The following is a 24,501-nucleotide window of genomic DNA, read 5'->3' on the forward strand; positions in this document are numbered from 1 at the left end:
TGGGTCTATCCGGGCCGGCTGGGCAGGTCTATTCAAATTCTTCCCGGAGTTGTTAAATGGGGTACTATATATAGTATAGGGTTTATTTTGTAAGCAGCAAGAGTTACCCATGGATTGCTTTCAGGTTAACCTTGCTGGATAGATACAAATAAGGCAGTACGTGATATGGAGATAAAATGGGACGAATCGCCGAACACTATTTATAGAGCATTAGCTAAGTTTAAGTACGCAAATTATCCTTTAGTGTGGCCATGTTTTTTTATCAGGTCAATAGTCAGATCTAATTGATAAAGTGAGGGTCCAATACCTGGTTCAACTTTTCTGAATTCCTTTATTATATCATTTTTGTAACTGTGAGCATCATCTAAAGCAATATTGTTCGCAAACAAATAATCGATTATGAATTGCATTAAATTATTCCTTGATCTTTCAGAAAATTGCCTCTTAACAAAAACCCCATGACGTTGTGAATCCTCGTAAATGACTGTGGGCTCTATTTGTTGGTTTTGTGTTCCCAAGTTTCTTACCAATTGTAACACTTCTTCTAATATGTCTCGCTCTGGGCGTTCTATACTTTCATTATTACTTTCTGGGGTATGTTTCAGTTTCTCAACTAATTCATTCCAATTCAACTCGAGGGCTTTTTGTAATTGAGTTTCAGGAAGGCTTCGTTCACCACACTCCGTTAGCTTTTGGTTTATGGTAATCAAAAGTTTCAAAACTTCATCTTTCTCGAACCTGGTATGTTGAAATCTACCCAAGGGTTGTTTAACATCCGCATTTTTTATTTTATAAAGAAAGGTACAAACCTTTGAATTTTTAACATTTGCGATGGCACCGGCTTCATAATGAAGATAGTTTGATTTTATGCTATCTTTAGTCAAGCACAATATTCCCACTGGAGATGCATTCAGCCCTTCAGCTATAGCCCCGTCCCAAGCTTCTCCTTTTTCTATTTCAGTAGACATCCATGGTTCCACAGCTTGAAGAACTTGTGGTAGCCAATCTTTTAAGGTAGTGGCTATGTATTGGCTGTCCTTGCCGGCCCAGCTTAAAAATACTTTCATAGTGAATAAGTTTTGGTTAGTGGCTAAATGTCGTAAAAAATTGCAATAAAAAAGGCATTCCCACAAGGAAAGACCTGAATGATTAAATATTTTAAGGCTGGGAGATATTTAACTCACGGTCGTGCCCTATACCACCTATAGTATATATGCGAAAATAAATATGCGAGTTTATGCGCAGTATCGGGATTGATCATACTGTTACTATATATATGGTATATAAGGCGGTTAAGGTTTACACTGATAAATATGGGATAAACACAGGCTTTATAAACAAAGTTGAGCCGTAATAGCTGATTTTATAGGTAAATACCTGGTTTGTAAATTTAATGAACAGTTTTTCTGGCTGATTATTAACACCTTATACACACGTGTTAAGTATTTGTTAAAAACAGTTTGCAAAATCGGATTCTGTGCATACCTTTGCAGCCCGCAAACGAGGAAGCGGGGTTGTTCTTAGAAAGGTTAGTGAAGAGGTTTTGAAGGAAGATAAGTGAGATTGAAAGAGAAAAAATAAAGACCAAAAAAACTTCAAATAAATTTTCGGAAAGTCAAAAAGGTTTATACCTTTGCAGCCCGCTGAGTAGGAAGAGAAGAAGAGGGAAAAGCGGTTCAAAACTTAGAATAAAAAAAAGAAAAAAAAGTTTTGGAAAATAGAAAAAGGTTTCTACCTTTGCACTCCCGAAACGAAGGAAAGAAAAGGCGGAAACGCTGAGAGAGAAAGAAGGGAAAACAAAGAGAAAGTTAACGAAGGTTAACGAGTAGCAAAAAAGAGAAAGCGAACGAAAGTTAGTGAGTAACAAAGAGAGAAGCCAGAGCGATTCAGGCGGACAAAAAATGAAAGTTTGATCACGACGCAAGAAGTGAAAAAATATAAGCGGAACCGGGACGGGGAAGCGCAAAGTTCTTTTAAGAAATAGAAAATCATGTAGCGTAACGATCGGAAACTAAACCCTTCCGGTAAGTTATAAGAAAGCGGGAAGCTGTATAAAGATACACGATTGAGTAGCAATAAAGAACGCAAGTTCATAAAGCTAGCTCATCAAATACAGATTCTATTATTAATAATAGGGTCAGAGACAAACAAAACATTTTACAATGGAGAGTTTGATCCTGGCTCAGGATGAACGCTAGCGGCAGGCCTAATACATGCAAGTCGGACGGGATTGGAGAGCTTGCTTTCCATGAGAGTGGCGCACGGGTGCGTAACACGTATGTAACCTACCTTGTTCAGGGGGATAGCCTCTCGAAAGAGAGATTAAGACCGCATAACGTTATTGAATGGCATCGTTTAATAACCAAATATTTATAGGAACAAGATGGGCATGCGGAACATTAGCTAGTTGGTAAGGTAACGGCTTACCAAGGCTACGATGTTTAGGGGATCTGAGAGGATGACCCCCCACACTGGTACTGAGACACGGACCAGACTCCTACGGGAGGCAGCAGTAAGGAATATTGGTCAATGGGCGCAAGCCTGAACCAGCCATGCCGCGTGCAGGAAGACGGCCCTATGGGTTGTAAACTGCTTTTATACGGGAATAAACCTTGATACGTGTATCAAGCTGAATGTACTGTAAGAATAAGGATCGGCTAACTCCGTGCCAGCAGCCGCGGTAATACGGAGGATCCAAGCGTTATCCGGATTTATTGGGTTTAAAGGGTGCGTAGGTGGTTCTTTAAGTCAGGGGTGAAAGACGGCAGCTTAACTGTCGCAGTGCCTTTGATACTGAAGAACTTGAATCCACTAGAGGTAGGCGGAATGTGACAAGTAGCGGTGAAATGCATAGATATGTCACAGAACACCAATTGCGAAGGCAGCTTACTATGGTGGTATTGACACTGAGGCACGAAAGCGTGGGGATCAAACAGGATTAGATACCCTGGTAGTCCACGCCCTAAACGATGAATACTCGATGTTGGCGATATACGGTCAGCGTCTAAGCGAAAGCGTTAAGTATTCCACCTGGGGAGTACGCCCGCAAGGGTGAAACTCAAAGGAATTGACGGGGGCCCGCACAAGCGGAGGAGCATGTGGTTTAATTCGATGATACGCGAGGAACCTTACCCGGGCTTGAAAGTTAGTGAATAAAGCAGAGACGCTTTAGTCCTTCGGGACACGAAACTAGGTGCTGCATGGCTGTCGTCAGCTCGTGCCGTGAGGTGTTGGGTTAAGTCCCGCAACGAGCGCAACCCCTATGTTTAGTTGCCAGCACGTCAAGGTGGGGACTCTAAACAGACTGCCTATGCAAATAGAGAGGAAGGAGGGGACGACGTCAAGTCATCATGGCCCTTACGTCCGGGGCTACACACGTGCTACAATGGGCAGTACAGAGGGCAGCTACCTGGCAACAGGATGCCAATCTCATAAAGCTGTTCACAGTTCGGATCGGGGTCTGCAACTCGACCCCGTGAAGTTGGATTCGCTAGTAATCGCGTATCAGCAATGACGCGGTGAATACGTTCCCGGGCCTTGTACACACCGCCCGTCAAGCCATGGAAGCTGGAAGTGCCTGAAGTGCGTAACCGTAAGGAGCGTCCTAGGGTAAAGTCGGTAACTGGGGCTAAGTCGTAACAAGGTAGCCGTACCGGAAGGTGTGGCTGGAATACCTCCTTTCTGGAGCAGTTTCCACAGCAAGTAATGTAACAGGTGTTACCTACATGATTATTTCTTAAATTAAAAAACAAAAGAAAACCCAAAAGATGAAGCCATCAGTGGTTGTAACCGAAAGGAAGCAAAGGACACGGTTGGCAGTTCACAGTGGGCAGTAAAGAGCAGTTAGCAGTTGGCAACAAGAGCTAACACTGTAAACTGCAAACTCCAGACTGCAAACTAATAAAAAGTCCTGTAGCTCAGCTTGGTTAGAGCACTACACTGATAATGTAGGGGTCAGCAGTTCAAATCTGCTCGGGACTACAAGTAACATCTAAGGGGGATTAGCTCAGCTGGCTAGAGCACCTGCCTTGCACGCAGGGGGTCAACGGTTCGAATCCGTTATTCTCCACGACATTTGCGCGAAGCAAATGATTATACTTAATGTAGTATAGGAAATCAGCCATAGGGGCTGGAGCATCCCGGTTTTACATCGGGAGCGTCAACGGTTCGAATCCGTTATTCTCCACACACCCTCCGTTTCCTGAAAGGGATAGGATATCATGCAAATGACCATTTAATTGGAATGGGGTAAAGTTCTTTGACATATTGGAAGAAGTAATTGAAACAAGAGAAAACAACAGAATAGGGACGTTGTGGACTGAGGTTTCAGGTACGAAAATAAGGTAAAAAGACTTCGGTCTGGATACTTGATACTAATTACTTGATACTAAATCATAACTAACTAAATAAGACATACTATACGAGCAAAAGCGTATTAGTAGAAGAAAGTAAGAAAGGGTACACGGGGGATGCCTTGGCTCTCAGAGGCGATGAAGGACGTGATAAGCTGCGATAAGCCGCGGGGATTAGCAAATATGAATTAATCCGCGGATTTCCGAATGGGGAAACCTAGCTAGTTGAAGACTAGTTGCATAAATGCGCGAACCTGCTGAACTGAAACATCTAAGTAAGCAGAGGAAGAGAAAATAATAATGATTTCCTGAGTAGTGGCGAGCGAAAGGGAAGAAGCCCAAACCAGTTATGTTACGGCATAACTGGGGTTGTAGGACCACAATATGAATATCAAAATGAACCGGAATGGGGTGGGAAACCCAGCCATAGAGCATGAGAGCTGCGTACGGGTAAGTAATGATAGGATAGTGGTATCCTGAGTACCGCGAGGTCGGAGACGCCTTGTGGGAATCTGCCGGCACCATCCGGTAAGGCTAAATACTCCTGAGAGACCGATAGTGAACCAGTACCGTGAGGGAAAGGTGAAAAGAACCCCGAACAGGGGAGTGAAATAGAACCTGAAACCGTGTACTTACAAGCGGTCGGAGCAGAGCAATCTGTGACGGCGTGCCTTTTGCATAATGAGCCTACGAGTTACTCTTCCCTGGCAAGGTTAAGTGTTTAAGACACGGATCCGAAGCGAAAGCGAGTCTGAATAGGGCGTATAGTCAGGGGAGGTAGACGCGAAACCTTGTGATCTACCCATGGACAGGTTGAAGGTGCCGTAACAGGTACTGGAGGACCGAACCGATAAACGTTGAAAAGTTTCCGGATGATTTGTGGGTAGGGGTGAAAGGCTAATCAAACTGGGAAATAGCTCGTACTCCCCGAAATGTTTTTAGGAACAGCCTGGCGGTTGAGTTAATAAGAGGTAGAGCTACTAATTGGGTGCGGGGGAGTCAAATCCTACCAAATCCAGATAAACTCCGAATGCTTATTAATATACGCTGGAGTGAGGCTCTGGGTGCTAAGGTCCAGGGCCGAGAGGGAAAGAACCCAGACCATCAGCTAAGGTCCCCAAATTACTGCTAAGTTGAACTAACGAGGTCCGATTGCACAGACAGCTAGGATGTTGGCTTGGAAGCAGCCATTCATTTAAAGAGTGCGTAACAGCTCACTAGTCGAGCGATCGGGCATGGATAATAAACGGGCATCAAGCAGTATACCGAAGCTATGGATTTGCAGCAATGCATCTGGTAGGGGAGCATTCTATATGCCGGCGAAGCAGGAGGGACAACCGACTGTGGAGGTTATAGAAAAGCAAATGTAGGCATAAGTAACGATAAGGCGGGAGAGAAACCCGCCCACCGAAAGACTAAGGTTTCCTGATCAACGCTAATCGGATCAGGGTTAGTCGGGGCCTAAGGTGAAGCCGAAGGGCGTAGCCGATGGACAACTGGTTAATATTCCAGTACTTTTTATAACTGCGATGCGGTGACGGAGTAGTGACACTGACGCGAACTGACGGAATAGTTCGTTAAAGGCCGTAGGTATATGGACTGTAGTTAAGTACGCAGACCATGCTGAAAGCTGATAGTACTTGAAACCTTCGGGGGACGAGATAGTTCAGGTAATCAGACTTCCAAGAAAACCCGCTAAGCTTCAGGTTATAAAAACCCGTACCGTAAACCGACACAGGTAGTCGAGGAGAGAATCCTAAGGTGCTCGAGTGAATCATGGCTAAGGAACTCGGCAAAATGGCCCTGTAACTTCGGGAGAAGGGGCGCTTTCAGCAATGGAAGCCGCAGTGAAAAGGCCCAGGCGACTGTTTAACAAAAACACATGGCTATGCAAAATCGAAAGATGACGTATATGGCCTGACACCTGCCCGGTGCCGGAAGGTTAAGAGGGGATGTTAGTCGCAAGGCGAAGCATTGAATCGAAGCCCCGGTAAACGGCGGCCGTAACTATAACGGTCCTAAGGTAGCGAAATTCCTTGTCGGGTAAGTTCCGACCTGCACGAATGGTGTAACGATCTGGGCGCTGTCTCAGCCATGAGCTCGGTGAAATTGTGGTATCGGTGAAGACGCCGGTTACCCGCAACGGGACGGAAAGACCCCATGCACCTTCACTACAACTTAACATTGATATCGGATACAGGATGTGTAGGATAGGTGGGAGACTGTGATCCAGCTTCGCTAGGAGTTGGTTAGTCAACGTTGAAATACCACCCTTTCTGTATTTGGTGTCTAACCCTGTAAGACGGGGGACATTGTTTGGCGGGTAGTTTGACTGGGGTGGTCGCCTCCAAAAAGGTAACGGAGGCTTTCAAAGGTAAGCTCAGTACGCTTGGTAACCGTACGTGGAGTGCAATAGCATAAGCTTGCTTGACAGTGAGACAGACAAGTCGAGCTGGGTCGAAAGACGGATATAGTGATCCGGTGGTTCTGCATGGAAGGGCCATCGCTCAAAGGATAAAAGGTACGCTGGGGATAACAGGCTGATCTCCCCCAAGAGCTCATATCGACGGGGAGGTTTGGCACCTCGATGTCGGCTCGTCACATCCTGGGGCTGGAGAAGGTCCCAAGGGTTGAGCTGTTCGCTCATTAAAGTGGCACGCGAGCTGGGTTCAGAACGTCGCGAGACAGTTCGGTCCCTATCTGTTGTGGGCGTAGGAAGTTTGAGTGGGGCTGACCTTAGTACGAGAGGACCGGGTTGGACTAACCTCTGGTGAATCTGTTATGGCGCCAGCTGTATTGCAGAGTAGCTACGTTGGGAATAGATAAGCGCTGAAAGCATCTAAGTGCGAAACTAGCCACAAGATGAGACTTCCATTGAGGGTCGTAGGAGACTACTACGTTGATAGGTTACAGGTCTAAAGGTGGTGACATCATAGCCGAGTAATACTAATTGCCCGAAGCTTTCTTCAGATAGAAAAAGTGCGGGTATGGTAGCAATACCATACCCCACCAAAACAAAAACAACAATGTCTGTTGTTTTCTCTTCATCAATCACTTCTTTCAATAATATGTCATTGTTGAGCTAAAAGCGGAAGGCGTAAAGCCGAAAGCGGATAGTGAAACAAAATAATGAATTGGCAAAAAGCTTTAAGCTTTGAGCCTTGAGCGTTCCGCTCAAAAGAAATTCAGGTGCCTATATCGGCGGTGTCTACCTCTTCCCATTCCGAACAGAGAAGTCAAGCCCGCCAGAGCCGATGGTACTGCGGTAAAACGTGGGAGAGTAGGTCGGTGCCCAATCTTAAATCAAGCCCTTGCTGGTAACAGTCAAGGGCTTTTTTGTGCGTAAGAAAAATACATATCGTGAAGTTTGACTATTACCTTATTGGCTAATTATAGATTATATAATTGTCAATCTTTAAATAATGGTTATGAAAGGTTATTTGTTATTAGCTCCATAGGTATGTGCTTTTCTTTACAGTACTTTTCTATTTCGCTGTCGTTTGAAAAGTATTCATCACAGAATTCATCGAGCTCTTTTTCAGTTGATTTTACATAACGCTCGTTTGCTGTTAATAGCTTTTCTGTTTGTTCGATGAATTTTTCAAATTCGTTGTTTATTCTACATAACTTGTCTATTGTTTTGAAATCTAAATCTCTATACTTAGATGGGAATAGGATCTTGCTTTCATAAGGATTTGCTTTGAGGGTTATGATACCAATTCCAAACGATTGATTTAATCGTTCCATTTCTTCTGTTAATCCATCGCTAATTTCGAAAGCCACAAGATATCCGTAATTTGCCCAACTGGAGTTGGAAACGGCTTGAAAAAATGAACGTTTTAATTCATAATCTGAATTGATTTCTTTTTTTATTTCATAGGATGTTAATTTAAATGTATCTACGCGATTAATTGCTTTTAAAAATGTTTGACTGACCTTTGTATGTAGATTCAAGAGTTGTATTCCGATCATGTCTGGATGAATCCATTTTTGATGATTATCCTTACTATTGGATGATTGCTCATGGAAAATAGTTTTTGAATAAATGCCAATATTCTTTAAATAACTACTTAATAGCTTGTGTAAAGATCGTTCATCATAGTTATTGAATTTATCTGCTTTCTTGTCGGGAAGTGTTGTTGGAACTAATTTTTCAATACTAATGTTCTGTTCGTTTTTGGTTAAGTAGTAGGAAAATGTTCCTCCGGTTTCCTTTATCCTTTTAACTCTCGTATCTCCATTTCTTATAAAATCACCCAATTGAGCAGAAATTGTAGCGCCAGGTGTTTTTGCTTCTTTGAAATCGTAATAACCTTTAGCAATTATATGTTGGTATATTAAAGAGTAATTCGTGACGCCGTTTATATCGTCTAAGCTTTTTAGGATCGCTTCCTTAATTGTCATTTAGTATTGGTTTTGAGATACTAAATATAATTAAATTCTACTCCTCAAATAATAGAGGAACGAAGTATTACTTATAACAGAAAACCCGCCATTATCAGCGGGTTTTTCTTTGTTAGGATATGATAAGATATAGAAAATTCTATTGTGTAGAAACAATTCGGTAAAGGATCCAGTTGTCGGTTTCGTATACTCTTTGGTAGTTTACACCGCTGTTCACTATCTTAATAAGTGGGATGTACCGGTTATTCAACTGCGTGTAACCCGTAAAAGGGTTTTTCGCTGTCGCTATCAGGATGTAATCGTTGTAGCGGTATGGTGTTTCTATAGCGCTCAAAAACAAGTCCTGATAAGGTAAGGTCAATTGCTTAATGTCGTGGGTAAACGCAGCGATAGGGTAGGATACGGCATCATCCATTAGCACACGTGAAGTTTTTGGTAAGCTATTGATCACATCGGCCAGTTCCATGCTTTCTTCCTGATCGGTATTCGGTTTGAGCGTAGTCAGCGTAGTTATAAATCTTTTTTCGTCGGTTATTAAAGAGTCGCTCAGGAAAATATACCCGGTATACAATTGGATCAATACTACAACAAACAATATCACCTTAAATACCATTTGCCGCTTTACCGTTTGCGCCTTAAACACCAGGCATAGTAACGACAGGATCAGGAAAATGAGGTAATACTCGTAAGTCAAAAATATCTTATCGTACTTAATGTGTAAAAACTCTATAAAAGCAAAGGGTGTTAAAATGGTTAAAGCCTGGTAAGTACTTTCCCTGAAAAGATAAATAGCTACCAATATCAGCGGACAAAAATAGATCACCCTTACCGATACCATGATGGATAGCTCTGGCAGCTGATAGTTGGCACTGGTGGTAGCAATATCAAAGTTAAGCTTATCAACCAGTACGTTCCAGGTGGCATAAGGGCTCTCGATAAAATAATTCAGATCATTGGCATGCGTCAAATTGAGCAGCTTATAACAGATCACCGAGGCTACCGGCAAAATAAACAGGATGATGTAAATAGCAAAGGTTTTATTGATGAGTTTACGGCGCAACGAAGGACTGTTAAAACTCAAAAACAAACGGAAAATGGATTCCTTTTCGCCAAGGTTTAAGCTTTGAACCGTGATAGCCAATACCAGCGGAACAAAGAACAGCGTGAGCCAGATAAATTTGTAATCGCAAAAAATCAGGATCACCAGACAGATACTGGCCAGCGAAACGTGAAACGTGGTATTGGAACGATAGAATTTGAGCAGGTTAAAAAAGAACAGGAAAAAGAAGATGAGTACCATATAAATGGATTTTCCTGAACAGGCCGTGTATAACAAACCCGGGTGCAGAAAAAACAACAGTAACAGCACGTACAAATAAAAATCATCTTCGATGCGCTTGGTTAATGTACCCGCAATAACGTAAAATAAAACAGCCGTACCGATGGCCGATGCTATTACCGGCGCCAGGTAGGAGTCGAGCCAGCTAAAAATAAAGGTGTTGTAAAATGGCAGTAAGGGTGATGTAAGACCCATAACCTTGATACGGTTACCCCAGCCTTCAAAAACTATTTTGGTTTTTTCGATGTAAAAAATGCTTTCCTGATTATAATAACCCAGGTGATTTAAATAAATACCGATCACCAGGTAGTAAGCGCCAAGTATCAGGGTTAAAATAAAGAGATATTGATTTTTTGAAATTTTCATTACAACAATCTTATTTAATAACGTTTGTTGGGTTATTAACTTTACTTAATCCATGATTGGTTTTTTCCCAGTAAAAAGGATTCACTATTAACTGGTACAAGCCCATATAAGCCGCTGCCGAGTGCATCAACCAATAAACCGGGTTGGCAATGGCAAATAATATCAGTTCAAAATATCTGCGTTTAAATACAGCCATCATGTTGATATAGATCATGAGGATGTTACCAACCATCAGGTTAAATATCGCCATAAATAATACCCAATCCGGGAACAGGGTGCGCATGGTCGAAAAATCGAATATCAGGTAGCTGATAAATATGCCCAGTAAAAGTGGGTAAGCCAAAAATGTAGCCGATGTGCCGCCTATAAAGAAATTAAATCCCCAGAAGCCACGCCAGCCAATTTTTTTAACCAGTTTCGCCGGGTTACGCATGTGCACCAGGTAGGTTTGCATATAACCCTTGATCCAGCGCGAACGCTGGCGTATCCAGTTAATAGGCTCGTTGTTGGCTTCCTCGTAGGTGGTGGAATTAATGATAGCTATTTTATAACCTTTGGCGTAAGCGCGCACGCCCAGGTCGGCATCTTCGGTCACGTTAAACGGATCCCAGGCACCTAACTCTATCAGGGCGTCCATTTTAAAATGGTTGCTGGTACCTCCCAGCGGAATTGGGATATCCAAGGTATCCAGTCCCGGAAGCATATAATCAAACCAGTAGGAGTATTCCAGCGTAAACATACGTGTCAGGAAGTTCTCGTTCCGGTTAAAATAGTTCAACGCGCTTTGTACACAGATATAATTTTGCGGCAGTTTGGCAAAAAGCGATACTACCTTTTTCAACTGATCGGTATCGGGAATATCCTCGGCATCATAAATGGTGAGGTATTTGCCCTTGGAAAAGTGTAAGCCGTAATTACAGGCCTTAGGCTTGGTTTTTGGCATGTGAAAAGGCACTATGATCACTTCAAAAACACCTGGGAAATCCAGATTTTGAACCGCCTGCAGTGTTTTATCATCATCTTCCTCAATCAGCAGTTTAATATCCAGCTGTTCGCGGGGATAATCCAGACTCTGTAAATTCCAGATCAGCTTTTTGATCAGCTTATCTTCTTTATAAACCGGCAATAATATGGTATAAACCGGCAGACTGCTTTCTAAAATATCCCGTACATCGGTTTTAGTTACCGCCTGATGCAGTTCAAAGCGCGAACCCACCAGGGCCAGGAACAGCTTAAAAATAATAGCGATCAGGAAAAATGTACTGATGATAACATTGATAATGATAGATGTATTTTTAAAATTCAGCACCAACCCGATAACGGTGATACTGATGATGATAAAAATAGTGATGAGCTGCGGACTGGTAAAGGTAGTGGATGCCGAGCTGTCGGGATCGCGCCTTAAAAGCTCAAACACGGAAGCCTTTACATATTTTTCGCCAAGCAGTTTGTGACTTAGCCAGGTAATGTCCAGGTCGCTGGCTACAATGATGTGGGGTTCCAGGTCGTAAGTAAATCTGATAAACTCAATAAACAGCTGGTTGCTCGGATCGCTCATTAAGGTTACTACCTTATTATTCTCGATGCGGAGCGGTAGGGCGATATGATCGTTAGCAAATTTAAGATCGATCCTTTTTTGTATTTCGGTATCAAAGGCTTCTTCCCTCACCGGTGCAAAGGTAAAGCCAGCGTTGATTAAAGAACGCTCGTAATTTTTACGGGAGATATAACCAAAGTTCAAAGCGATCTTGGTATATGACATGCCCGACCGTTCTGAAAAATGTTTGATTTTTTCCTGATCGGCTGGTGTGATGAACCTGTCGTTAACCAAAAGTTCAGGAATAGAAATACTCATTGTTTTTTGTTTTAGTATCAAGTAGTTAGTATCAAGTATCAAGTAAAGATTTAAAGTGTTACAGAAAAATCGTGATACCTGATCCATAGTATCAGGTAGTTAGTATCAGGTACCCAAAAAGTCGTGATACTTGATACTAACTACTTGATACTATAAAGAATTAATCGTTAAACAACTCCTGTGATTTTTGAACTTTTGAACGAACATATAGGAACGAAAGCAATATCAGGATCAGTAAACCCAATAGTATGTACAGGTTATAGTTGTCCCAGAAACGGGTTAAACCGCTTTTGGTATCAATATATTCCAGGTTCTCGCTTGATTTATTGATGTTGAACAAATATTTATTGGAGTTAACATCAGATATACAAACGTTACTTGACAAGGTTGAAAGCTGTTCGGTAATGGATTTTGATACCGCCAGGAATGCCTCAGATATGTGTTTGCCGGTTGCGGTAAGTACCAGTGTGGCGTTATTACTTCGCCCGTAAAATATTTGAGCGAGGCCGTTTGATACCGTATCAGACAAGGAATAAACCGGTGTATGGTTATCCGTATTATACAGGCGGAAATCACGACTGAACGTAATTGGCGCGTCAGGGAACTCATTCAGTAACTTATCGTCTTTTGAAAGCAGCGCGATAATGTTATACTTTTTAAGCTCATCTGGCTGTATCCCGTCCGAATAAACAAACTCAGGGAAGTTATTGGCGTTGATGTTGTTATTCAGTTCGTAAATAATTTCACCCAGTGCGGCAGCAGCATATTTCGCGTAGTCCCTGCTTATTAATACACGTGTGGTACCGGTATTAAAGGCTTCCGGATACTGATAAAAGCTCAGGTTACTGGTGATGAACGGGTTTTTTGATTCCAGGTATGATTTATCTACGTCAACCTCTGCAAAGAAATTGATGAAACTGTCTTTACAATGCCCGTTGGTTGGGAAAAACCTGAACTCCGCCTCCAATGTATTGTATTTATGGTGCTGATAACGGTTGATGGTGATAGAAGTATTTAACTTTCCGGATGCATCCAGCTTTTCACTGCTGATGAGCAGGCCGTTCAAGTAAATGTTAAAGAAACCACGGTCGCCGGGGCTTAAGCCGCTGTAATTGGCCACAAAGTGGATCTCTACCTCTTTTGGTGTAAAGCTAAAGTCGCTGTTTTTAAAGGAGTAGGCACTTTTCAATGAACCAATACCCGATAAAAAGTCGCTGATACCACCAATTTGTTTCAAGGATAATTTTGAGCGGTTTTCGTCAATGCTTTTAAAGAAAGTGTTTTGTGCTTTTTCGATCAGCAGGTAATCGCCATAGGTGGAGTTCAGGATATTCATGTTACCCAAAGCGGTGATCGCTTTTTCGTAACCATTATCATCACCACCGGTTATAAATAATATTTCTTTAGATACGTTTTCCTGGCTCAGGGTTTTAACCGGCGTAAGGGTACCGTTTGGTGCTGCAACCATGCGGGTGATGGTATCAGTAACCATACCTACCGATTTGTGCAGGTAAAATAAACCCTGATCACTTTGCGGGGTTACTTTTATCAGTTCGCGTTGAGCTGCAGGCAGGCTTGCTATGTTACCAACCTCTATATAGTTACGTACAGTATCAGGTAATTTACCTTCTTCAAACACCTGGATGTTGCGGGTTTGTGTCTTTTTTAACCTGGCGTAGGCCCATGCCACCGCTTTCAAGTCATGCAGGCTTGGGTTTGCAGGATAAACAATAGCCCTTTTGGAATCGAAGCAGTTGCTGATGTTTACGTTATCAAAAAAGCTCTTATTGCTTTTTAGTAAGGCCAAGTATGAATAATTTTTGATCTTTAACCACATAGCCGGGTTATCCAGATCCTTACACTCATCATCGCTGATGGTAAGCAGGGTTTTTACCTGGATCTTCAGGAACTTATCAGCCGACAGATCCGCGCGGGTCAGGTTCAGGGTGAGCTTCTGTATCGAATCCCTGGTTAACCGGCCGCTATAGGCGGGTTTGTTGTTGATAACCACGTTAATGTACGAGCGCTCTTTGATCAAAGCCTGTGATGGCTCAAAATACAATACCAGCTTGCTGCCGTTCATTTCGGTAAGCGGGGTTATCTTCACATAAAATGAATTGGCTCCGCTCATTCCGTACAGCACATCGTCTTCATGCCCAAGCGATTTAAAAGTTACTATACTTTGTGCTTGCGTCGTTGTATTAACTAAAAATACAAAGGCTAAAAGGGCTAAAAATTTATTCATCTGGTTGTAAATATTAATTTATAACGTAAAACTCAACTCTAAAATAATTACCATTATCGTCACTGCGATAGCTTAGTTCGCCACCCATTTCCTGGGTCATCAGTTTGGCGATAGAAAGCCCCAAACCAAGGCGACTTTCATTAACGCCTGATGTATCATTAAGCGTTTTTAATTTATTAAACATCATGTCCAATTCTTTCTGGCCTATGGCGATACCTTCGTCAATGATCTCAAAAACAAAGCGTTGGCGCTGCAGGCTGGTTACCACCCTGATATCGTTATTGGTTTGCGAAAACTTGATGGCATTTGATAATAAGTTCTGAAATACCTGACCGGCAAATACCCGGTCGAGCTTAACATTGAGCGGCAGTTTCAGGATATTATCCGTCAGGTGGATGTTTTTCATCTGCGCGGTTTCATATAAGCCTCTGAAAACATGCGCCACTTCTGTATTGGCATCAAATATCTCGAGATTAAACTGCATCTCCGGCGATTCGATCTCTTTCACATCCATCAATCTGTTCAACAGATACTGCATCTTATCAGCCGACTCAGATATATAGCCCACATACTCTTTTTGATCATTGCTCAGGCGATAATCTTCTTCCTTGATCAGGTTATTGCTCATCACCACAGAGCCGATGAGGTTCTTCAAATCGTGGCCGGCTATATTAATAAAGCTGTTTTTTTGTCCGTCAATTTTGCGCAACTGTTCGTATTGCGCGTCGATCAGGTTATTTTTGGCGTTAATGTCGGCGTTTTGCTGTTTAAGCTGTTCGTTTGATTTTTCGATCAGTATCTGCGAGCGCACATCCCTCCGCATCACCTTGTAACGGGTACCGGGGATGATACATGAAATAATAGCGGTTATAAAAAAGAACTGCCCGCCATTACTAATCACGATATCCAGATTATAATCGCTGAATAAAGTAAAAAATATGGCCAGTAGCAATAAGGCTACCAATACCTCCATAAAGGAGTTAAAAGGCTCCCAAAATACCTGTAGGTTAAAGAACAATACAATGGTTGCAAAAACCAGGTAGTAAATATTAAGATTCTGGATCTTTACAATATTGCATAAAAGCGCCGATGTTACTGATAACATAAAGAAACTGATGTGCAGCAACAAACGGTAATCATACCCTTTAGCGGTAAAAAGCCCGTGCAGGCCAAATATCAGAGCGCTGGTGATCAATCGTACAATAAAAAACTGTATCCAAATTTCTGGGGCGTATACGTAATCAACAATACTGAAAACCGGGTAAAGCAAAATAATGGGCCAAATGATATTATTGGTTTGGAACCATGCTTTTTTCGAGGTCTCTTTTATTAATTCGTCTTTTGCAATTTGAACAAACATTATTCGTTATCTTAAATTATAATTAAAATCAAGTCCTGTTTTTTATGGATTTTTATCAATTTAAGGTTTAAGAGATGAGGGGCAGAGTAATTCTTTTAACGCAAATCTTAAACTATTTGTTAATACTCATAGTATCAACTGCTGGCGCTCTTGCAAAAAGCAGTCCAAAAATGGAGCAGGCCCGTTCGCTGGCTTTTAAACGGGCACAAAGTCTGGATAATGGTATCAGTATTTCATGGTTGGAGCAAACATGGGTTAAACAAACGTTTGCGGAAGAGGGTTTAAAAAAAAGCGATCTGGAATTATTGAAAAAACTGGGCTTTAAAAGTATCAGGTTACCTGTAGCCTTTAGCTGGTTTCAGGAGCAGCACATACCCGACGAGCAGGTATACCAGCGGATTGACCAGGTAGTAAAACAATGCCACGATTATGGGTTTAAACTGGTGATTGATTACCATTACGGAAAGTTAAATGATACCAATTATTTGGTGGAAACACCTATAATTATTAATCGCTGGTTAAAAATAGTAAAACGTTATATTCATACCAGTGCCGATGACGTCTTTTTTGAATTATATAATGAGCCGCCCAGAATTGACCCCAAAGTGTGGAAAGACGCGGCCTATAATATAGTAACCGCTATCCGGAAAATTGATAAACGGCATACGCTTATCATTGGCGCATCCAATTACAATAGCATTTATGAACTGAGCCGTTTTGTGCGCCTTGCCGACGAGAACATTATTTATACTTTTCATTTTTATGAACCGTTTTTTTTTACCCACCAGGGCGCAGCCTGGGTGGGCGACCAGGTGGCAACAACCGGGGTATCATTTCCTTATAGTGCGGAAAATTTTCCAGCCCTTAACCCAAAAGCCAAAGGAACCGATGGAGAACTCAATTATAATAAGTACAATAAAGATGGTAACGAACAATCAATTAACGATAAGCTGCAGATTGCAAAGACCTGGGCCGATAAATACGATGTGCCTGTAATATGCGGCGAATATGGTGTTTATAACAAATATGCCGACCCCGACAGCCGCTGTCGCTATATTAAAGCTATGCGTGCAGCCCTTAAAAGGTTGCATATTCCTGGTATGCTTTGGGATTATAACGGATCATTCTCTCTGTTTACCGGTAAACCTGCCCTAAATACGTTACCGGCTTGTATGAAGGAGGCTATTGGGTTTGTGCGGTAAAAGAGGGAGTGAACAATTAATCTCCGCGCGTCATTGCGAGGTACGAAGCAATCCCCTTTATACAGGGCGAATAATGCAAGTCGTATAGCGCTCAATTGCCGCTGGGGCTGTTACTTTTGTCTTGATACAAAAGTAACCAAAAAATCAAGTCACCAGAAATGCTTCTTTGCGCTCACGGCCTTTGCCTTGCAAACCGGACAGAACCACGGGCTGCAATTATTTTGCGCTACTTCGTTCCCTCGGCCCCTCGCTTCAGCAAAAACTTGCTATGCCCCTACAGCGGCACGGGCCATCATTGTTCTACCCGGTTTCGCCCGAAGCTTATCTGCTGACGGAAAAGAAAAAAATCTCGCCTAATTCAATAATTAAAAAGCGTTAGGGATAGCAGCGGATACCGGCCTGTGGCTAATGCCTGGGAAGTATGAGCGGATAGCCCGTGCCGTAGGTAACGCCCTCTTCTTTAACTAATAGCCCAAAATCTTTACTCCAGAAAAATCCTTAATCCAATAGTCTTTGAGCCATTTCCCACAGGCCATAAAATCATTTAACATAATTATTCATTTATTGATTACCTTTGCTGGGTAATATACTGTTATGAAATTTTTTGAAGAAAAACGTCGGGAGGTTATGGAGCATATTGAAAAATATATGCTCGAAAAGATGTTTGAATATTTAAAACCTGTTGATACTATTTGGCAACCATCTGATTTTTTGCCCGACTCCACAAGAGATTCCTTTTTCAACGAAATAAAAGAACTGCAGGAAAGCGCCCAGGGTTTAAGTTACGATCTGATAGCTGTTTTAATTGGTGATACCATTACCGAGGAAGCCCTGCCTACTTATGAATCATGGTTGACCATGGTTGAAGGTGTAAATAAAGATGAAGAAGGTGGCTGGATGAAATGGACCCGCCACTGGACCAGTGAGGAGAACCGCCATGGCGATCTGCTTAACAAGTACCTTTACCTATCTGGCCGTGTTAACATGCGCATGATGGAGGTATCAACCCAGTACCTGATAGCCGATGGTTTTGATATCGGTACCGGAACCGATCCGTACCGCAACTTTATATATACCTCGTTCCAGGAACTGGCTACCAATGTATCGCACAGGCGTGTAGCCTCACAGGCTAAAAAAGATGGTGATACGCTATTGTCAAAAATGTGCGGCGTTATTGCCAGCGACGAAGCACGTCATGCCAAAGCTTATAAATATTTCATCGAAAAAATATTTGAGGTTGATCCGAACGAAGCGATGATTGCTTTTGAGGATATGATGCGCAAAAAGATTGTGATGCCTGCTCACTTTTTACGTGAGGTAGGTTTAAAAATTGGTCAAACTTTTGGCCACTTTACAGATGCTGCCCAGCGCCTGGGTATATACACCGCTGTTGATTATGTGGATATACTGAAAGAGCTGATTGAAGACTGGCATATTGAAAGCACTACAGATTTAAATGAAGCCGGCGAAAAAGCCCGCGATTATATCATGAACCTGCCATCGCGCCTGCTGCGTGTTGCCGAACGCATGAAAAATCCCATGCTGGAATACAAATTCAGCTGGATAAACGGTTAAATTTTCCTTATCAGAAAATATTAAAAAAGGCGCCTTTAAGGCGCCTTTTTTGTTTGATAGGCTTAATAAAATACGAATGTCATTTCGAACGAGGAACGAGGAGAAATCTTTTACGCGGGGGCATGTCAGGCGTAAAAGATTTCTCTCTTCGTTCGAAATGACAACAATCTTCATCAGCTTTACGAAGTTTTCAAAACTTCGTAAAGCTGATGATCGAGACCAGAATAAAAAAGTGAAGTCATCCTGAACTTGTTTCAGGATCCCTCAGGACAAGCTAACCGCCATGTCGCACATCTTTCTTATGGGATGCCGAAACAAGTTCGGCATGACTGAGGGTTTACTTATCAACCTTAAACCCCGGCTTACTATACCCCTCGGGTACATACCCATCCGGAATCTGGATGTGGTTGCCATCGCGCAGTGCAAAATAATTTGGTGACATGATCTCGACACCGGCTTCATTAAACTTATCCTGTATGTTCTGATGCAGCCGGGAGTAGATCACCGCCATTTGGTTGGAGAGTTCCGTGTAAGCATTCAACTGGTAGGCTACATTAAAATCATTCAGCCCGGTTTGCAGTACAAATGGTTTATGATCGGTAAGCAGGATGCCTTCGGTTGCTTCGGCCGCGCTGATGAGCAAGTTATGTACCGTTTGCCAGGGTACATCGTAACCAATAGTGATAGTGGTGTTCAGGATCAGTCCCATGGTTTTGGCTACGGTGCTGTAATTGGTGGTATGGCCGCTTAATATGGTGGCATTGGGAATGGTGATGTCCTCATTTTTGATAGTGCGCAGGCGGGTTACCAGCAGGTTTTTCTCCACTACATCACCCATTACATCGCCCACCTTAATACGGTCGCCAATTTTGTAGGGGCGCATATAGGTAAGCACAATGCCCGATACCATATTGGATATGGCCGACGATGAACCCAGCGAAAACAGGATCCCCAGAAATACCGTTACCCCCTGGAAAACTTTAGAGTCGGAACCCGGCAAATAGGGGAATATCACCACAAACATAAAAGCGAACAACAGCACCCGGATAATATTGTAGGTAGGCATAGCCCACTCCGGGTAAAAACCATTGATGGTAATGGCACCCTGCGCAATTTCGCTGGCAATAAATTTTACCAGTTTGACAATATACCGGGTCACAATATAAATTACCGCGATGGTAAGCAGGTTGGGAATATAGTGCACAATGGCCAGCAGGATGCTTTTAAAGGGGTTAACGACGTAGCTGAGCAGCTGCACCGCGATAGGTTTTGACGAGGGGAAAATAAAGAACAACACGGGCAGGGCCATGTAAACCAGCAATATGATGAGTATAAACCGACCGATACGCAGCAAACCAGTAACTAAGGGCAGCAGGCGTTTGGCATAAGCAACCGGTGCGCCCTGGGCCGCCAGCTTATCCATGCGGTTTTCCCAGGCCTTGAGCGTTTTAAGCTTTAGCCAGCGGGAGCCTTTGTTTAATGCCCAGATGAGCGCTATGAGCAATATCACAACGGCAACAGCTTCCAGAATATTAATAACTATCTGTTTGGTACTGCTATCACTAAAATAATTGCCCAGTTTCTTTTTCAGAATAACCAGGTAACTGGCTGCCAGCTGCGGACGGTTTAATTCGGTGAAAGTTGCATCCTTATTGTTAACCGCCAGGATGATTTGCGAACTATAGGAGATCACCGAAACCGTGGTGTCGTTTTTTAAGGTGAGCGAATCGGGGTTAAAATCAATGCGATTAACCAAAGCCTCAATGCGTTTGGTTACTACTTCGGCCCGCTCGGCAGGTTGAAATAATCCTTGCCCAGTGTAAAATGTAAAAAGCGTGTCCCGACTGATAATGACCGGATAACCTTTGGCTTCAACCGGTTTTTGTGCCCGCGCAACAAAGGCGGCAAATAAAAATACGATGAACAGGTAATAACTTTTAGGCATAACAGGTAGATTTTCTGTTAAAGCTAAAAATTATATTTCAATCTTTTTAGCCTCGTCTACCACTGGTTCTCGCACCCATGTCATTTCGAACGAACAACGTTGGGTAGCACGATGGCGTGAGGAGAAATCTTTTACGCCCTGCAATGTTCGCCTGGTTAACCGCAAAAGATTTTTCGCTACGCTCAAGAGATAGTTTCTCCTCGTTCCTCGTTCGAAATGACAAAAATGTTTCTCTTTAGCCCTCCTGTACCAGGTCGGTGCCATCGTCGCCGGCCAGGTCTTTAAACAAATTGTTCAGGATCGATTCAATGGTGAGCGAGTTTACATCGTCTACATAATGCTCAGACCGGGTTATCCACAGCTCGGCGCCATTTAAGGTCAGGTTGAACAGGAAGCCTTCATAAATTTCGGGTCCGTTTATTTCGATGGATCCGTTTTTTTGTTCGACAGTAAAATCAATATCACTTTGCCGGCGTTCATGAAAAAGCGGGTTAAGTTTTTGCAGCAACAGATCGTACAGTTCCTGTATCTTGATGGGTTTATGGAGGGTGATGATTTTCATGGCGATGGATGTTTATATTTAAAGTACAAGCCGGGCTTGCTTATTGTTTGTTGTAATATTAAAGCGATATTTAAAGCGCGGAAAGCGACTCACCCTGGCTTTGCTTCGCTATTGGTGGTGACAAAAAAATAAAAACCCGTCATTGCGAGCGGAGCGTGGCAATCCCCGATAGGCAGGTACGCTCTGTAAGTAGGGGATTGCCACGTCGTTCCTCCTCGCAATGACGGGTGGGAAAAAAGCACATTCGCGTAGATGGGCGCCTAACGAAGTGCAGGCAGGGGGCGGCTCGACGCTAATAATTATAATAAAAACAATACCATGAATTACAAATTACTGGGCCGCTCGGGCCTTAAAGTTTCAGAATTATGTTTAGGCACCATGGGCTTTGGCACCGAAGCCGGATGGGGAGCCGATAAGGATACCAGCTTTGCCATTATGGATGCCTACGCCCATGCCGGCGGCAACTTTTTGGATACGGCCAATATTTATAAACTGGGTACCAGCGAAAAGATTATAGGCGAATATATGAGCAATCACGACCGCGATTACTTTGTGCTGGCCACCAAATACACACTGAAGGATAATACCACCAATCCCAATGCATCGGGCAATAACCGCAAAAACATGATGCGTAGCGTAGAGGAAAGCCTCAAACGCTTAAAAACTGATTTTATCGACGTGCTGTATCTACATATCTGGGATGATATTACCCCCATAGATGAGGTACTGCGCGGCATGGACGACCTGATAAAACAAGGCAAAGTAAACTATGCCGCCATCAGCGATACGCCTGCCTGGGTAGTAGCTAAAGGTAACACCCTGGCCGAACTGATGGGCTGGAGCCAGTTCATTGCCTTACAGGTAGAGTATAGCCTGCTGGCCCGTACTGCCGAACGCGAACTGATACCGATGGCCAAACATTTTGGCATGACGGTAACCCCGTGGGCGCCTTTAGCTGGGGGAGCTTTAACGGGCAAATATTTGAAGGGCGATAAGGGTCGTATCAAACCCGAGAGCAATCGTTTAAACAGTCGCGCCGAAGGCATTACCAAGGTGGTGATGGAGATAGCTGCCGAACTGGGGGTATCAGAGAGTCATGTGGCCCTGAACTGGACCCGTCAGCAAGGTTTTTCATGCATTCCGATAGTGGGTGCCACCAAAGTCGATCAGCTGCGGGATAACCTGAAAACAGTTGAGGTTGCCCTGAGCGATGATCAGCTAAAAAAGTTGAATGATGCCAGCGCCATTGAACTCGGTTTCCCCGGCGATTTTTTTAAAGAAGAAGGCGTAAGGGTTAATTCCTTCGGCGGGTTTTATGATAGGGTAGAGAAGAGGTAAAAGAGTATTGGAAGATGTGTAAATAGAGAAGTCATCCTGAACTTGTTTCAGGATCTCACAGGATAGGTTGGGCACCATGTTGTACACTTTACTTGTGGGATGCCGAAACAAGTTCGGCATGACTTGATTTTATAGATTGATACTTACGCCAAAATTTTCGTATATTTATATAAATCCAAACAGCCCGGCTTTCCAACCAGAAAGCCGGGCTGTTTGGTTAAGGAAAAACAAGGTCAAAAACCAATTGATTTGTGTGTAGTTATTTGATGGTCAATTATTTAATACTTTTTAAAGTTTTCAAAACACGTTAAAACCATGTTGAAATTTGTTAAAAAGTGTTAAAATGAGATTTTTTCAAGCATTTTTGAGCTGTTTTTAGCCTGTTTTGAGCAGAAAAGTGTTAAAATTTAAGGTTTAAAAAGTTTTTGACGATGAAGATCAATCAAAGCGTTTCAAATATGCCTTGCTGATGAGCTCGCCATAAGGGATGGTACTTTTTTTGTCGAGACTGAACCAGGGGCTGCCATTGTCCTGGAGTACCTGGATATTCTGGGCGGGCATAAAACTTTGTGCAAGCAGGAATTTTTTATGGTGGCGGGCATCTTCCGCTACATTCAGCACAATAAAACAATGCCCTGGTGAACCACCCCTGATAAATACATCCCCGGTTTTCAACTGATTGGGATCGCTTACTTTTTTGAGCTCTTTTTGTAATGATAAAGTACCCGCATAGCTGAAAACTAGGTTCATATAGCGGAGGAAGTTGGGATAGCTATTGTCCTTTTTGGCTTTTAAAAGCCAGTGGTCATTGCTGTAGCGGTAACCATCGGTATAATGAACAAAATCGCATTTAAAGCCGCTGGTAAAGTTAAAGGTGATGGCCTTATAGTTCTTTTGCTGATACAGGTATTCGCCGCGCAGGCGCATCACGGCATCGGCACACTGTTGCAGGTCTTGCGTACCTACGCTCATATCCACAATGGCCGCGGTGTACAGATCGGTGCGGGCAATATCGCCTTTATAGGTGCGGGCGGGTGTACCCACTGGTTTAAGCGGTAAGGCTTGCAACCAGGCTCCAAAACTACCGGATGACACCGTTACCTGCTGAAAGCCTGCCGGGATTTTAAACCGGTTTGTAACGTTATCTGGTTTGATAATAGGTATAAGCAGGAATGATAGCAGCAGGAGGAAGGCTTTCATAAGGTTTTGGCTTTTTTCAACTGTAAATAAGGGTTATAGGGCACAGGCAGGTCGTCCACCAAATAAAACGTCGAAAAATGCAGGTGTGTAGGCGACCGTTTTTTGTAGGCATTATAGCCCGTGCGGCCAACTTCGGCAATCCTTTGGCCGGGTTTTACCCAATCGCCGGGCTTTACAAAAATGCAATTATTGTGGGCATAATAGGTGATTATTCCTTCGGCGTGATAAGTAGGAGCAAAACCGTTGAAAGGAGCGTAATGATATATCCATACGTATTTACCCCCTCGAAGATTGCTTGTAGGCTCCCATTCATTGCTGCATGCTATTACAATCCCATAATCTACGGCAAGTACATCTACCGGTTTTTTTGTGCGGTCATCAATACAGTCTTGATTTTTATCGTTTATGAATATATCGTGGGCCGGGTGGGCGGTATGTTTGTTTCCATCTGTATAGTGGTAACCCTTGTCTGAGTATCCGTCGCCGTTACCGCCAATAGCGCGATAATTATATCCATGCAGCGGAAATACCAAGTAAGGCGGGTTATCTCTCTGACTGCGTAACCTGTACCATAGATTTATTTGCTGTGTCAGTTCCTTAATGGCCTTTTGAGCCTCTGCTTTTTTAATGTCACCTTTTAAAACGGTTGTATTAAAATCGTTAAACTTAATACAGGCTTTTTCAGGGTCCTGCGCTTTTGACGCAGCAGAAATACATAAAACACCAAGCAGCAGGATGATCTTTTTCATGAAGTAATA

At 42.9% G+C, this 24,501-nt stretch carries 13 protein-coding genes, 2 tRNA genes and 3 rRNA genes; 8 read left to right on the plus strand and 10 right to left on the minus strand.

Going from position 1 to position 24,501, the window contains the following annotated elements; translation table 11 throughout:
• Positions 1-233 precede the first annotated feature (233 nt).
• The gene (locus AC57BQ_RS28250; RefSeq protein WP_496409410.1) at positions 234-1,067 is read right to left on the minus strand and encodes a toll/interleukin-1 receptor domain-containing protein; all 834 of its coding nucleotides are present in this window, start codon (positions 1,065-1,067) and stop codon (positions 234-236) included.
• A 1,092-nt stretch (positions 1,068-2,159) separates the two neighbouring features.
• Here AC57BQ_RS28250 and AC57BQ_RS28255 point away from each other — a divergent pair.
• From AC57BQ_RS28255 to rrf, 5 genes are all read left to right on the plus strand, one after another.
• Positions 2,160-3,681 (plus strand): 16S ribosomal RNA (locus AC57BQ_RS28255).
• Between the two features lie 225 nt (positions 3,682-3,906).
• Positions 3,907-3,981: transfer RNA gene (locus tag AC57BQ_RS28260), tRNA-Ile, on the plus strand.
• Between the two features lie 14 nt (positions 3,982-3,995).
• Positions 3,996-4,069, plus strand: a tRNA-Ala gene (locus AC57BQ_RS28265).
• Between the two features lie 372 nt (positions 4,070-4,441).
• Positions 4,442-7,322 (plus strand): 23S ribosomal RNA (locus tag AC57BQ_RS28270).
• 215 nt (positions 7,323-7,537) lie between these two features.
• Positions 7,538-7,649, plus strand: a 5S ribosomal RNA gene (gene rrf / locus AC57BQ_RS28275).
• Together the 16S, 23S and 5S rRNA genes with 2 tRNA genes alongside form the textbook arrangement of a ribosomal RNA operon.
• A gap of 129 nt (positions 7,650-7,778) precedes the next feature.
• Here rrf and AC57BQ_RS28280 read toward each other — a convergent pair.
• The 5 genes from AC57BQ_RS28280 to AC57BQ_RS28300 all read right to left on the minus strand — a co-directional run bounded on the left by AC57BQ_RS28280 (position 7,779) and on the right by AC57BQ_RS28300 (position 15,921).
• Positions 7,779-8,756, minus strand: coding sequence for a hypothetical protein (locus tag AC57BQ_RS28280; RefSeq protein WP_496409411.1), 978 nt, complete (start codon positions 8,754-8,756; stop codon positions 7,779-7,781).
• Between the two features lie 139 nt (positions 8,757-8,895).
• Positions 8,896-10,461, minus strand: coding sequence for a hypothetical protein (locus AC57BQ_RS28285; RefSeq protein ID WP_496409412.1), 1,566 nt, complete (start codon positions 10,459-10,461; stop codon positions 8,896-8,898).
• 10 nt (positions 10,462-10,471) lie between these two features.
• Positions 10,472-12,316, minus strand: coding sequence for a glycosyltransferase (locus AC57BQ_RS28290; protein WP_496409413.1), 1,845 nt, complete (start codon positions 12,314-12,316; stop codon positions 10,472-10,474).
• Positions 12,317-12,476: 160 nt separating this feature from the next.
• Positions 12,477-14,561: a cellulose biosynthesis cyclic di-GMP-binding regulatory protein BcsB gene (locus AC57BQ_RS28295; protein WP_496409414.1), complete on the minus strand. Its 2,085-nt coding sequence runs from the start codon at positions 14,559-14,561 to the stop codon at positions 12,477-12,479.
• Positions 14,562-14,574: 13 nt separating this feature from the next.
• Positions 14,575-15,921, minus strand: coding sequence for a sensor histidine kinase (locus tag AC57BQ_RS28300; RefSeq protein WP_496409415.1), 1,347 nt, complete (start codon positions 15,919-15,921; stop codon positions 14,575-14,577).
• Between the two features lie 116 nt (positions 15,922-16,037).
• On the opposite strand from AC57BQ_RS28300, the gene AC57BQ_RS28305 reads away from it, so the two are divergent.
• Both AC57BQ_RS28305 and AC57BQ_RS28310 read left to right on the plus strand, forming a co-directional pair.
• A complete protein-coding gene (locus AC57BQ_RS28305; protein ID WP_496409416.1) occupies positions 16,038-17,123 on the plus strand; it encodes a glycoside hydrolase family 5 protein in 1,086 nt (361 codons plus the stop codon).
• Positions 17,124-17,717: 594 nt separating this feature from the next.
• A complete protein-coding gene (locus AC57BQ_RS28310) occupies positions 17,718-18,698 on the plus strand; it encodes an acyl-ACP desaturase (RefSeq protein WP_496409417.1) in 981 nt (326 codons plus the stop codon).
• Positions 18,699-19,035: 337 nt separating this feature from the next.
• On the opposite strand, the gene AC57BQ_RS28315 is transcribed toward AC57BQ_RS28310, so the two are convergent.
• Both AC57BQ_RS28315 and AC57BQ_RS28320 read right to left on the minus strand, forming a co-directional pair.
• On the minus strand, positions 19,036-20,643 hold the full coding sequence (locus tag AC57BQ_RS28315) for a mechanosensitive ion channel family protein (protein WP_496409418.1): 1,608 nt from the start codon (positions 20,641-20,643) through the stop codon (positions 19,036-19,038).
• Positions 20,644-20,878: 235 nt separating this feature from the next.
• The gene (locus AC57BQ_RS28320) at positions 20,879-21,205 is read right to left on the minus strand and encodes a hypothetical protein (protein WP_496409419.1); all 327 of its coding nucleotides are present in this window, start codon (positions 21,203-21,205) and stop codon (positions 20,879-20,881) included.
• Positions 21,206-21,523: 318 nt separating this feature from the next.
• Between AC57BQ_RS28320 and AC57BQ_RS28325 the strand changes: the two genes are divergently transcribed.
• Positions 21,524-22,543 carry an aldo/keto reductase gene (locus tag AC57BQ_RS28325; protein WP_496409420.1) on the plus strand — a complete coding sequence of 340 codons (1,020 nt, stop codon included), beginning with the start codon at positions 21,524-21,526 and terminating at the stop codon, positions 22,541-22,543.
• A 438-nt stretch (positions 22,544-22,981) separates the two neighbouring features.
• On the opposite strand, the gene AC57BQ_RS28330 is transcribed toward AC57BQ_RS28325, so the two are convergent.
• Complete coding sequence (locus tag AC57BQ_RS28330) at positions 22,982-23,743, minus strand: DUF4846 domain-containing protein (protein WP_496409421.1); 762 nt, start codon at positions 23,741-23,743, stop codon at positions 22,982-22,984.
• Complete coding sequence (locus AC57BQ_RS28335; protein ID WP_496409422.1) at positions 23,740-24,492, minus strand: M23 family metallopeptidase; 753 nt, start codon at positions 24,490-24,492, stop codon at positions 23,740-23,742. Before AC57BQ_RS28335 ends, AC57BQ_RS28330 begins: the two co-directional genes overlap by 4 nt.
• Between the last annotated feature and the right edge of the window lie 9 nt (positions 24,493-24,501).

It is taken from the genome of Mucilaginibacter sp. BGA-UO-ETr-C110, from assembly GCF_059567985.1.